The 12,493-nt window shown below is 41.2% G+C and carries 12 protein-coding genes; 8 read left to right on the forward strand and 4 right to left on the reverse strand.

The features are described from left to right. The first annotated feature begins 129 nt into the window (after positions 1 to 129). From PGLA_RS13420 to PGLA_RS13445, 6 genes are all read left to right on the forward strand, one after another. Entirely contained in the window at positions 130 to 1,482 is a 1,353-nt protein-coding gene (locus tag PGLA_RS13420) for an extracellular solute-binding protein (protein ID WP_068533490.1), read from the forward strand. A 160-nt stretch (positions 1,483 to 1,642) separates the two neighbouring features. Continuing rightward, positions 1,643 to 2,533 carry a carbohydrate ABC transporter permease gene (locus tag PGLA_RS13425; protein WP_068533492.1) on the forward strand — a complete coding sequence of 297 codons (891 nt, stop codon included), beginning with the start codon at positions 1,643 to 1,645 and terminating at the stop codon, positions 2,531 to 2,533. 57 nt (positions 2,534 to 2,590) lie between these two features. After that, positions 2,591 to 3,430 (forward strand): carbohydrate ABC transporter permease, encoded by an 840-nt coding sequence (locus tag PGLA_RS13430; RefSeq protein ID WP_068533566.1) that lies wholly within the window; start codon positions 2,591 to 2,593, stop codon positions 3,428 to 3,430. Positions 3,431 to 3,492: 62 nt separating this feature from the next. Continuing rightward, the gene (locus tag PGLA_RS13435) at positions 3,493 to 5,286 is read left to right on the forward strand and encodes a sensor histidine kinase (protein WP_068533494.1); all 1,794 of its coding nucleotides are present in this window, start codon (positions 3,493 to 3,495) and stop codon (positions 5,284 to 5,286) included. After that, the gene (locus tag PGLA_RS13440; protein ID WP_068533496.1) at positions 5,283 to 6,470 is read left to right on the forward strand and encodes a response regulator transcription factor; all 1,188 of its coding nucleotides are present in this window, start codon (positions 5,283 to 5,285) and stop codon (positions 6,468 to 6,470) included. The genes PGLA_RS13435 and PGLA_RS13440 overlap by 4 nt, the downstream gene beginning before the upstream one ends. Before the next feature lie 299 nt (positions 6,471 to 6,769). Then, positions 6,770 to 9,238 (forward strand): discoidin domain-containing protein, encoded by a 2,469-nt coding sequence (locus PGLA_RS13445; RefSeq protein WP_068533497.1) that lies wholly within the window; start codon positions 6,770 to 6,772, stop codon positions 9,236 to 9,238. A 131-nt stretch (positions 9,239 to 9,369) separates the two neighbouring features. Here the strand turns inward: PGLA_RS13445 and PGLA_RS27995 are convergent, their stop codons facing one another. Next, positions 9,370 to 9,531 carry a hypothetical protein gene (locus tag PGLA_RS27995; protein WP_161487896.1) on the reverse strand — a complete coding sequence of 54 codons (162 nt, stop codon included), beginning with the start codon at positions 9,529 to 9,531 and terminating at the stop codon, positions 9,370 to 9,372. A gap of 48 nt (positions 9,532 to 9,579) precedes the next feature. Beyond that, positions 9,580 to 9,702, reverse strand: a complete 123-nt coding sequence (locus PGLA_RS29405) for a hypothetical protein (RefSeq protein WP_281197304.1) — start codon at positions 9,700 to 9,702, stop codon at positions 9,580 to 9,582. Positions 9,703 to 9,997: 295 nt separating this feature from the next. Here PGLA_RS29405 and PGLA_RS13450 point away from each other — a divergent pair, with 295 nt between their 5' ends. Beyond that, positions 9,998 to 10,381 (forward strand): hypothetical protein, encoded by a 384-nt coding sequence (locus PGLA_RS13450; protein ID WP_161487897.1) that lies wholly within the window; start codon positions 9,998 to 10,000, stop codon positions 10,379 to 10,381. Between the two features lie 59 nt (positions 10,382 to 10,440). Further along, entirely contained in the window at positions 10,441 to 10,737 is a 297-nt protein-coding gene (locus PGLA_RS13455) for a hypothetical protein (protein WP_068533501.1), read from the forward strand. A gap of 110 nt (positions 10,738 to 10,847) precedes the next feature. Here the strand turns inward: PGLA_RS13455 and PGLA_RS13460 are convergent, their stop codons facing one another. After that, a complete protein-coding gene (locus PGLA_RS13460; RefSeq protein WP_245699869.1) occupies positions 10,848 to 11,462 on the reverse strand; it encodes an adenosine deaminase in 615 nt (204 codons plus the stop codon). Between the two features lie 75 nt (positions 11,463 to 11,537). Continuing rightward, positions 11,538 to 11,747: a hypothetical protein gene (locus PGLA_RS13465; protein ID WP_068533505.1), complete on the reverse strand. Its 210-nt coding sequence runs from the start codon at positions 11,745 to 11,747 to the stop codon at positions 11,538 to 11,540. Positions 11,748 to 12,493 lie beyond the last annotated feature (746 nt).

The raw sequence follows: 12,493 nt of genomic DNA on the forward strand, positions 1-12,493 counted from the left end.
TTTTTCATCCCAAATTCCCCCCAATCCACCTAATCTGAAAAAACTAACCCTCTTTCCTAAATTTCGCACCTCCCCAAAGGGAAAAAATGGATTCATAATAAGGCTATACAATGATAAGGGGTGAATAAAATGGCAAGAAAATCAAAAATATTAAGTTTAGCTCTTACCGCTTCCTTAGCACTTAGTTTAGCAGCGTGTGGCAACAGCGCTACCAACAATAAAGGCGATACTGCAAGCCCTGATAGTGGAAAGACAACAGAAAAGGTTGAAGAAAAAGTTGTTGCGAAGGACGTTAAGATTACGTTCCAGAACATCTATCCGGATACGACCGATCCTAAGAATCAACTGATGAAGAAGCTCGTAACACAATATCAGACTGAACATCCTAACATAAAGATTGAACTCGATTCTCTTAATACGGATCAACAGAAATTGAAGTTGAAGACACAGGCAGCATCGAAAGAGGTTCCTGATATTACAATCGTGAACCCTTCAGCACAAATGAAACCTTTTGTAGAAGCCGGTTTATTTGCTCCATTGAATGATATGTTGGACCAAAATGGCTTGAAGGCTACTTTCCAAGAAGGATTATTGGATTGGTATAGCTTCGATAACAACACGTATGCTCTTCCAGATGGAAATAACATCGCTGTTGTCTATTATAATAAAGAGCTTTTCGAAAAAGCTGGCGTACAAGTGCCAACAACGTTCGAAGATATGCTTAAAGTCGTTGGAACACTCAAAGAAAAAGGGATTACGCCGATCGCTATTGGTGAAAAGGATTCTTGGACGGGGTCCTTCTTGTTCATGAATATGTTGCTTCGCACAAACGGTCCAGGATTCTTGAAGGATGTTATTGATAACAAGAAGACATTTGAAGATCCTGCATTTAAAGAAGCAGTCGATGCATTCAAAAGTTTAGTTGCAGCGGGTGCTTTCCAAGAAGGAGCTACTTCCTTTGACTACAATGCTGGGGAGAACTTATTCAAGACAGGGAAGTCAGCGATGTATTTCATGGGGACATGGGCAACAGGTGGTATTGAAGCTTCCTCGGTGAATGGGAAAGTTGGCGTATTTAAATTTCCAACGATCGGTGGTAAAGGCGATCCAAATGAGTTCATGTTAGCACCGGGTAGCGGATTCGCAATTTCTGCGAATAGTGAGCATTTGCAAGAAACAAAGGATTTCTTGAATTGGTTCATGTTGAACTTCCCGAAAGAAGCATTTACAGCTAAGGGCGCTGTTGGAATCGGGCAGATCGTGGATGGAGACTTTAAGGCTGCAGGTTATTCTGATATGGCGATGGAAGTACTTGGTCTCTTTAAAGAAGTAAAAGGCGGAGACTTGGCGTTCGACAACACGATGAACCCAGGTACAGCACAAGTACATTTAAACAGCATTCAGAACCTCTTCGTGCAGAAGAAAGATTCGGCTGAAGTTGGGAAAGAACATCAAACCGCGTATGAAGCCAATAAAAAATAGTTACATCTAACGATATAGAATGAACTAACGTGCGCGTTCCCAAGTTCAATCAGAAAATCATGAATATGAGGGTTCGTCTTTAGTTGAATCTATAGATATGAAGGGGACACTTGTTGTTCCCTTTATATCTATCTTAAATCTCAGAAGGAGGAGATAAGGTGTGAACGTTCTTAAGGTTTCCCGCCTTACCATTACTGCGTTTGTGCTACCTAGCTTAGCTATTTACTTCGGAATTGTATTCGTTCCCATTCTCGTATCGTTATATAGCGGGTTATTAGACTGGAATGGTATAGGCGAATCGACATTTGTAGGATTGGATAATTTTAAGAATCTATTTTTCAATGATGTCATTTTCTGGCCTTCTGTACGTAGAACATTCATGTTTGCTGTTTTTTCGATGGCTGAGATTCCGATTGCGTTGTTCATAGCTATCTTACTTCGAAGATATATTCGCAAACCGAACTTTTTGGTCTCCAGTTACTTCTTACCTGTTATTTTATCCGTTGTTATCATCGGACAGTTATGGATAACGATTTATAATCCAGCATCCATGGGTGGGATGTTGAATCAAATTTTGACCACCATTGGACTTGAGTCCTGGACGAAATCTTGGCTAACGGATCCTGCGGTGGCGATGTACTCTTTATATTTTGTCGCATTATGGCAGTACTTGGGCTATCATACGCTCATTCAGTTCACAGGGATTTCAAATGTGCCAACCGAAATCTACGAAGCGGCCCGCATTGATGGAGCGGAAGGGTTTAAAGCAGACCGGTACATTACGTTACCGATGATTATCCCTATTTTCAAAATATCCATTGTGTTGGCCTTTATCGGCTCACTACAGGCATTCGATATGGTTATGGTCATGACAGCCGGTGGACCTGCTAATGCCACGGAAGTGATTTCCACACACATGTATAAAATGTCTTTCTCATCCATGAAGTATGGATATGGAAGCTCAATTGCTTCATTCCTGGTTGTCGTATGTTTAATTGCCACAATAATCATTAATTATATTTTCAACAAATTAGAGAAACGTTTCTCGTAAAGGAGGGAAATCGATATGAATACATCACAGGTCACGACTTTACGACATGTAAAGGCCATGCCCAATCGCAGACGATTTTCCTTTGGAAAGGGAATCGCTCTTGTGTTCTTATCCCTGTTAGTGGTGACGCAAGTCTACCCATTGCTGTGGTTAATCCTGTACTCATTCAAGACAAATGAGGAGATTCTGTCTGGGAATTTCTTCGCACTGCCGCAAATTCCACAATGGAGTAATTATACCTCCGCATTTGCGGGAGGGGATTACCTTCGTTATTTATGGAACAGTTTCTTTGTTACATCGGTGACGATGACTTGCGTCATTATCATGAGCTCGCTTGCTGCATTCGCCATAAGTCGTTTCCGCTGGCGTTATGGTCAGGTGGTATTGTTGTTTTTTCTTGTTGGAATGATGATTCCAATGCAAGCGACGTTGTTGCCATTAATGATTATCTTTAAAAATATGCACATTTTGAATACACATGCATCCATTATTTTGCCCTATATCGCATTCTCAACGCCGATTGCTGTATTTATTCTAAATGGCTTTATGAAGACGATCCCGGGTGAGATTGAAGAGTCGGCGATCATGGATGGTGCGAGTATCATTCGAGTATATTGGAATATTATGTTGCCGATTTCTATTCCTCCGATTATGACCGTATGTATCTTGACGTTTATCACGATATGGAATGAGTACATCTTGGCAGCGACATTCATTTCGGCAAATGCATTGAAGACACTGCCTTTTGGAGTGAATAGCTTTGTAAGCCAATATTCGGTGAATTATGGAGCTATCGGGGCGTTCTTAGTATTAGGTGCACTTCCCGTGATCATCATCTATTTCTTATTAGCAGACAAAATTACACAGGGGATGGTAGCAGGCGCGGTAAAAGGATAATCTTTACTAGATGGTTATTGTGATAAAATGGAAATAAATCGAGTGGAAGGGGGACAAAGGAATTGGCTCGAGGATTCCGTTCTATTCATAGCCGGCTTTTCCTGCTTTTTTTGACCTGTATGACCGCTATCCTCATTATCGTCAGTTTCCTTTATTATTCACGATCGCTAGATATCATTCATTCTAAGATCAGTGATATTGCTCAGAAGAATATTTCTCAAACAGCAGGTTTGTTTGATCTCATGCTTGAGGGTTATAACAGTGTTACTAAATCGCTGAATGGTAACTATGAATTAACTCGGTTACTTCAAGAGACATCTAGTAATCCTGCTGTTTCCGTCATTAATGAGCGATCCATTACGAATATTATTGGTGCGACGTATTTTTCTCGCAAAGAGATTGTAGGGATTCACATCATTACGAATGCGGGTAAGGTCTATAGCTATGAGCGACAATTTGGTGGGGTCATTAATATTAATTATGAACAAACGGAATGGTATCTTAAGTTGAAAGCGTCTTCAGGAAATATGGTCTGGCTTGGATTCTATCCCGGATCACTCGTTAATAAGATGCAACAAGATACGGTATTCGTATTTGGTAGGCAGCTCTATGATCTCACGGATTACAAATCTATAGGAATGATTATTATCGAGACGGATCCGGCCCCCATTACAGAGGCGTTATCCAATGTTAGTATCAGTCCCGGTACGCGAGCGTTTATTACGGGGAAAGATGATCATGTAATAGCAAGCAAGGGGCAACAGGAGGCCAAATGGCCTGTGTTTACTGAGCTTCCCAAACCTTCGAAGGCTCACGAGATTATGGTGGATGATGAGTCAGATCAATTGATTGTGGCTGCGAAGACCTTACTTGCCGATTGGACGATTTACGGAATAACACCAAAGAGTGATCTGAATGCTGAGATCAACCAGACCCGTTTGTATCTGGCGATTGTTGTGCTCGTGCTAATCGTTGTATCCACGGCGCTGGCTTCACTCGTATCTAAGACGATTGCGTCTCCATTGAAGTTACTGATTCGAGAAATGAAGAAAGTTGAATTGGGGAATTTCAGTGGTTCAGTGAATGTCAATTCATTTGATGAGATCAATAGCCTAGTCTCTTCCTTTAATCGAATGGTACATCGGATGGATGAATTAATCGACCGGATCAAGTTATCCTCGGTTAGCGAGAAGAATGCCCAGTTACAGGCGCTTCAATCGCAAGTGAATCCTCATTTCTTATATAACACATTAGATATGATTTATTGGATGTTGGATGAGAAAGAGAATGAAAGGCTAAGTCGAGTGGTTCTCTCGCTTTCCCAAATGTTTCGATATAGCAGTAATTGGGGAGAGGCTTCACAGACAACACTCGGCCAAGAGTTGGAGCAAATTCGTCATTATCTGACGATTATTGAGACCCGACTGGATAATCGATTGGAGACGGAGATTGAAGTTTCTGAACAGTGGCTTGATGTTATCTTGCCGAAAGTGACGATTCAACCGATTATCGAGAATGCAGTGAAATATGGTCTGGAACCGTTAGGGATACCCTGTAAGTTACAAGTATCTGCGGAACAGCACAATCACGAACTCCATATTCGTATCACAGACCATGGAATGGGCATGGAAGAAGAAACGTTACGTCAGGTTAGGGCATCTTTAGAGATGAACTCAACCTTAGCTATTGAACCGCTGAATCAAGCGAGAAGAGGGATCGGATTACATAATGTTCACGCTCGAATCAACATGATGTTTGGAGAAGCCTATGGTATTCATGTGGAGAGTCAAAAGGGTCAAGGGACAACAGTGATCGTAGTGATACCGATTCCGTTACAAGGGGGGGCATGGAGATGAACATCCTCATCGTCGATGATGAATCTGTCATTCGGGAAGGCGTTAAGCGAACGATTCAGAAGTCTTATCCGCAGGCTGGCATTTATCTGGCGGCCAATCCAGAAGAGGCTGTACAAATGCTGCGCAGTCGTCCGATAGAGATCGTCCTGACGGACATTCTAATGCCAGGTATGACTGGGTTAGAATTGATGCAATTGGCTAAAGCGAGTTATCCGCATATTCATTGGGTGATTATCTCTGCCTACTCTGAATTTGCCTATGCCAAGGAAGCTGTGCGTCTAGGAGCGGTGGATTATTTACTTAAGCCGATAGGTAAAGATATGTTGTTGGAGATGATCGGTAAGCTTGAGCTTAAAATTGGATGTGAAGCAGAGATTGTCAAAGCTGCTAAATTGGTAAATACGAATTTGAAATTTCTACGTGAAGCGGTATTTCAACGTTGGGCCTCTGGTCTGGATATTGGAGGCATGGATATGGCGTCAGTCATTGCTAACCATCCGCAGTATCAACTCGTTATGGTGAAGATGGAAAGTGACAAAGTTGTCCATTTAGAGCATTTTATCATTGATAACATTCTCACCGAATTGATTGATCAGTATGGTAACGGATTCGCAACAAGTTTTGATGCTAAAAGTGTGTTGGGTCTCATAACGATGGATGAAGAGAATACGATGAAGGATATGTTGGAAAAGCTCCGCATTTATTTGAAAAAGTATGTTAAGGTTCCCTTTCAAATCTTTCACTCTGAAGTGTTGTCCGATTTCAATACCATTCCTGCTGAAGTACAGCGGATGCATCAGAATTCGATCTCTCATGAATTTGAGTATTATGCAACAGGCGGGAGCCAAGTCATTGAGGTAGCGTTGCAGTATATAAAGACCAATTACAATTCCGACTTAACGTTGGAAAGAATCGCTTCGATTGTCTACCTGAACCCCGTTTATTTCAGCCAAGTGTTCAAACAAAAGACAGGTTATGGATTTAAAGAATACGTAATTCATTTACGCATGGAGCAAGCGAAGCAACTACTACTCAATCCACAACTGAAGTTAGCGGATATATCGGAACGGGTAGGTTATCAGGATGTGAAGCATTTTACACAGTTGTTTCGAAGGAAATTTAAACTCACACCTACCGAATATCGACAAGAACATAGAAGTGAAGTTCGAACAATCGGTTCATGATATACATGAAGTGGCAAATACGACTGGATAGATTGTATGTAGGGTTGTCTCAAAGGTAGGCAAGTGAACTTGAGAGACAACTCGCTTTATTACAATAGTTGTATGCAGTCTTTTTTCATAGAAAAGGAGGTGGTTTACACCAAAAGTATAAGCGCTTATACATTGGTGAGACAGATGTTTATGTAGGAGGTGTTCGAGTCATTTTATAAGTGGATAAGTTGAATTTACGGAGAAATAACGGATTGTCACCGAGATAGAGCCTAATTAGAACATGAAGTCTAAATTTAGGAGGCATGTTAATGTTAAAGAAAATGGTATCCGTTATTTCTATGTTAGCGATTGTATTAGGTGTGTTCTCGATTCAGCCTAGTGTTTCTGAAGCAGCAACGCCAATCAGCGGAGCGAATTCAACCATTTTCGGTCCTAATGTTTATGTATTTGACCCTACCATGTCCACTTCGGACATTCAGAACGTGTCCAACACCATATTCAACACACAGGAAACGAATCAATTCGGTAGCGAGAGATACGCGCTTCTCTTCAAACCAGGATCATACAACGTGAATATAAGAGAAGGGTTCTACACTCATGTAGCAGGACTGGGACAAAATCCTGATGATGTGAACATCACGGGTGGATTCAACGTGGATGCAGATTGGGCGAACGGCAACGCGACCCAGAACTTTTGGCGTTCGGTCGAGAACCTTAAGATAACGCCATCAAGCGGAAAGACACAATGGGCTGTATCACAGGCGGCCCCTATGAGACGCGTGCATATTGCAGGCTCGTTGGATTTGTTTGATTTAGATTCCAATTGGAATGCAGGCTGGGCAAGCGGAGGATTCCTCGCGGATTCCATCGTGGACAGTACAGTCGCTCCTGCTTCGCAGCAGCAATGGTTCTCCCGTAACAGTCAGTATTCAGAATGGACAAATGGGGTTTGGAATATGGTTTTTGTTGGGGACACGAACCCTCCTGCAGGAAATTTTCCGGATCCACCGTATACCGTGGTTGATAAAGCTCCTGTTATTCGAGAAAAGCCGTACCTTTATGTCGACAGCTCTGGGAAATATCGCGTATTCGTTCCGTCTTTGCGAACGGACCGTAAGGGAGTTAGCTGGGCTGGAGGTTCTACACCAGGTTCATCCCTATCGATTGATCAATTCTATATTGCTAAACCAGATACATCCACTGCAGCAACTATTAATGCTGCGCTGAGCCAAGGAAAGCATCTTGTGTTTACGCCAGGAATCTATCACTTAGACGATACGATTCAAATCAGTAATCCTAACACAGTCGTGCTAGGAATCGGTTTACCTACATTGATACCCGATAACGGACAAGTGGTTATGAAGGTTGCTGATGTAGATGGCGTGAAAGTTGCAGGACTACTATTCGATGCAGGTCTGATTAATTCATCTTCATTAATGGAAGTAGGACCTTCAGGAAGTACTTTGAATCATGCTTCCAATCCGACCTCTCTTCATGATCTTTACTTCAGAGTAGGAGGGAGTGGCGTTGGAAACGCCGAAACAAGCCTTGTGATTAACAGTGACCAAGTCATTGGAGATCACTTCTGGATATGGCGTGCAGACCACGGTTCAGGAGTGGGCTGGGATACCAACGTTACGAAGAATGGTCTGATTGTGAATGGGGATGACATTACTATATATGGACTGTTTGTTGAGCATTATCATCAATACCAGACATTATGGAATGGCAATGGTGGACGGACATACTTTTATCAAACTGAAATACCCTATGATGTGCCAAGCCAATCAGCTTGGATGAGTAACGAAGGTACCAAGAACGGATATGCTTCGTACAAAGTGGCAGACTCTGTGACCACCCATGAAGCTTGGGGTCTTGGTACCTATTCTTTCTTTAAAGATGCGGCCGTCAAGCTGAATAGTGGTATTGAGGTTCCAAATGTTCAAGGCGTGAAAATCCATCATGCGACTTCCATATGGTTGGGTGGTACACCTGGAAGCGAAATTACTCATATCGTTAACGATACAGGAGGTAAGGTGTATGGGAATTCCCCAAGCGATGCTATGAGGCAGACGGTGACGGAATTTGGCGGTGCCAATATCGGGGATACGCAAGCGCCAAGTGCACCCACAAACCTAACAGCGACAGCAACATCGAGTAGTCAGATTAACCTAAGCTGGAACGCCTCAACGGATAACGTGGGGGTAACGGGCTATGAAATCTTTCGTAATGGATCGATTGTTGGCTCGTCTACTTCAACGTCATATAGTGACACGGGGCTGAGTGCATCAACAACATATAGCTATACGGTTAAAGCGAAGGATGCGGCCGGAAATAGTTCGGCTGTCAGCAATACAGCTAGTGGCACGACTCAGTCTGGAAGCGGAACGCTTGATCGGACGGGATGGACGGCGACCTCATCTCCATCGAGCGCAGACGTACCAGGGAATTTGCTGGATGGCAATATGTCCACACGCTGGAGCGCAGGTATTCCAATGGCTTCGGGGCAATCCTTCACTGTGGATATGAAGGTAACAAAGAGTTTTAACAAGCTTATTATGAATTCGACAGGTAGCAATGATGACTATGCTCGTGGCTATAAGGTATACGTCTCGAACGATGGCACTAACTGGGGAAGCTCGGTGAAGAGCGGAACGGGAAGTGGACCGATAATCACCGCAAGTTTCTCGGTGAAAACGGCCCGTTACATCAAAGTAGTACAGACCGGCACGGCTTCGAGTTGGTGGTCCATACATGAGTTAAATGTATATAACTAAATGAAGTGAGAGGTCAGGGGTGTGTCCCATGGGCATGGGACACACCTTATTTTTCGATGAAATCAGAGACGAAACGCAGGTTTAGTTATTCGGAACCCAAATGCTTACGTTAACATGTATATTAAGCATGCTTAATATACATATCTACGCTGCGCCCAATAGCTGAAAAGGAAGATGGAGACCTCGTAACCTTTCTCGGCAAAGAAACGGAAAATAGCATTCAGTTGTACAAACGCCAACTGCATTGTAGATGGTTTAGCCGGTTGACCATAACGACCTCCCTCTTGCAACATATACCTCTTATAATCAGAGATATCTTTTTGGGTTGCGTATCCAGCATCCTACAGGTATGGATTACCTTGTTTCATCCATTTTTCAAATGCATTCCAGGTACTTACATAATTTTGAATCGTTTTGTCTGATTTGCCCAGTTGTTTAAATTGATCCAAAAATTTGTTAAACATTTATAATCCTCATTTCTCTAAAATATAGAGGACGACGAAATTATTCATTCTTATTAAACGGTACAATGCGCCCTCTACTATTCCATTTCACTAAATTTCGTCGTCCTTTGTAAGAGAAGATGACGAGTTGTTTCTAAGACCCTCCTTTCCTATTTCGAGATACTTCTTATCATATTTACATCGCTTATACAAAAGATCCACCTTTACTTCATCATTACTTTTTTTATCAATGAAATGCGCCCTTCCTTCTTAACAATTGAGGATCCGGAGGATGACTTACTTACCGTAATGTTTCATGAATACCCCGATCAAGGTGGCCGCACTTTGCGTGTGGACACTGGATAAAATCTCTAAACCAGCAAATTTTACGATTCAGAAGCTGGGTCCAGGCCTCCTACCGGAGCCGGTTAGCAGACTGTGGAGAGAAAGAATTGCGTTTACTATTATCGAAGAAACCATTACTTATTATGAGAATGGAGAACGAGTTTCCGAGAAGATTAACTTCTTAGGCCGCGAAGTATCCGCTATATTATACAGAAACGGCCGTTTATTTGGTGATTATCGTACAGCAGGAGGCCATCCTGTTGGGACAATTGAACTGTACAACGGGGACTTGGTTGTTTTTGAAAGCAGAGGAACATTCACGCTACATTACTGGCCAAAAATAAAAAAATCATAAAGCTCACTTGACCGGTTATCGATGTGGATTTCTACCAACTAAAGGAGCGTGCTTATAGAATGGGATTTGAGAAATATCATTTTGAATTAGGTGAACGTGTCACTTTTTTCTGGAAGTTTGCCGGCGATGATAGAATGACGCCGAAGTGGGCCACCACGAAGGAAATCGAAGATATGGGCGTGTGGTTTGAATTTATCGGTGAAGAGGATGAGTCTTTTGTGACGTATCCAGAAATGCATCTCTTTATCCGGGAAGGCAGTAACGATTCCAGAAGGAACAGAGGCGCTTTCGTCAATGAAATCACCAAAGCTCATTTTGGCGATAACCTGGATCCAGATGTGTGTCGTCATAATTAATGAGTATTTTTTCAATTTTAATGAGAAAATTTTTTAGAAATTAGTGAGAAATGAATGAAACCTTGGTATTGAGCCTTTAAATAGAAACAAAATAGACAAAGATTTATTTATTAATTATATTCTTCGACTGGACCACAACCATAAGGTTGGCACATCTGAATTGTCGAAACAGTATTAATAAATCCAGTATAATCATGATATTGATAATAGTGGAAGTCTTTCCTGATGGTTAAAGTCGCAGAAAAATCACTGTGCCTTTCTTCTTTAGTGTATGTTTTTTCTATCCAATAGGCTCTTGGTGCATTCATAGAAAGATAATAACCGCCAACGCTTACAAGTACTCCTAATATTCTTCCAGTTGTAGGTCCGCCTATAAAGGAAGCAAGTATACCTGCTACTGCAGAGGCAGTGGCATATCGTAACTCAGTCGAATTTTGTACCGCTCCTTTATATACAAAACCTTCTGATAATGTCTGTGCAGAGGATTCGAGTTTTTCTTGAATGGGTTCAACTTCTTTAATTGCATAATTCACTTCGCCGGTTTGCAGGTTTTCATACTTTACTTTATTATCATCAACTTTTGTGATTTTGAACTCTTCTTTTCCATTTGAATCTGTTGCAATATAGTAATTGTCGTATTGAACTAATGTAGAACCATCTGTAAAAGTGACAGAATTACTGGTTGTGCTTTTAACTAAGTCTGAGAGACTTACAGTTTGATCCATTTGTGATACTGGCAAAGAAGATGGTAAATTTTCCTGATCCTGAGCGAAGGCTGGAATTGCAATAGATATAGAGAGCTATTTCTTTTTTTTGAAGAAATCGAACAAATCGAACTTGATCACATAATCAAAGAGAGAGGTAATTACAACAGCTCCAAGTGGAATCATTGCGTATGCCCATAGCGGATTATTTGGAGCTTCACCAGGGGGTGCATCAATTAAAATCTCAAAAAGGACAATACAATAAATTACGGCCAATACAATACCTGTTACGTTTCTTTTTTTCATAGCTGTTTTTCACCTCAAATCTACTTAATAAATTCCAAGTATTGTATCTAAATATAGTATAACACTGCGCGACAAAAAATGACATAATTTCTCTATTTTTTTCAACCCTACTTAAAACTCCGTAATATCTGCAAGAATACCATATTTTGTGAACCCAGATATTCTCATAAAATGTGGGATATAAGAGTAATTAAAACAAATTGGGAAAATGAATTCTCACTCTAATAAAAGAGCCTTAATAAATCAATATTTTTGGTTGATATTTTATCATTAATTATGACGCCCCACACCAGAGGCGATGATCCAATTGATTCAAACCCTTTAAATAAGAAAATAGACGCAAAGACCACTTCAATTTAAAGTGGTCTTTTTTTGCACCAACTCTCCTCATCCGGACTACTCTTCCTTGTCTTTACAAATCTTTTAAGTACTAATTCTGCGTTACAGTCTCAACTTCATGCTCATGATTCTTCGGTTTTATTACTTTAATTAACGAAGCAATATACGCTCCCTATTTGTATATATTGGATTTCATCTACCTTAAAAACCGTGATCCCATTTAAGTTTAGCTTCAAAAAATCGCTCATAGTGTAAAACTGGCCACCTTCGCTCCATATTCATCTTCTTTATAGAGAAGATGACGAGTTGTGATAACGACTATGTGCGAAATTCCTCCTGGATCTTCTTCGATATTAGTCATTTAAAATCATCGTCATACACAATAGTATTAAAATCAAAAATATAAG

Origin of the sequence: Paenibacillus glacialis, assembly GCF_001637205.1 — a bacterium.
In the GTDB taxonomy this organism is placed as follows: domain Bacteria; phylum Bacillota; class Bacilli; order Paenibacillales; family Paenibacillaceae; genus Paenibacillus_AQ; species Paenibacillus_AQ glacialis.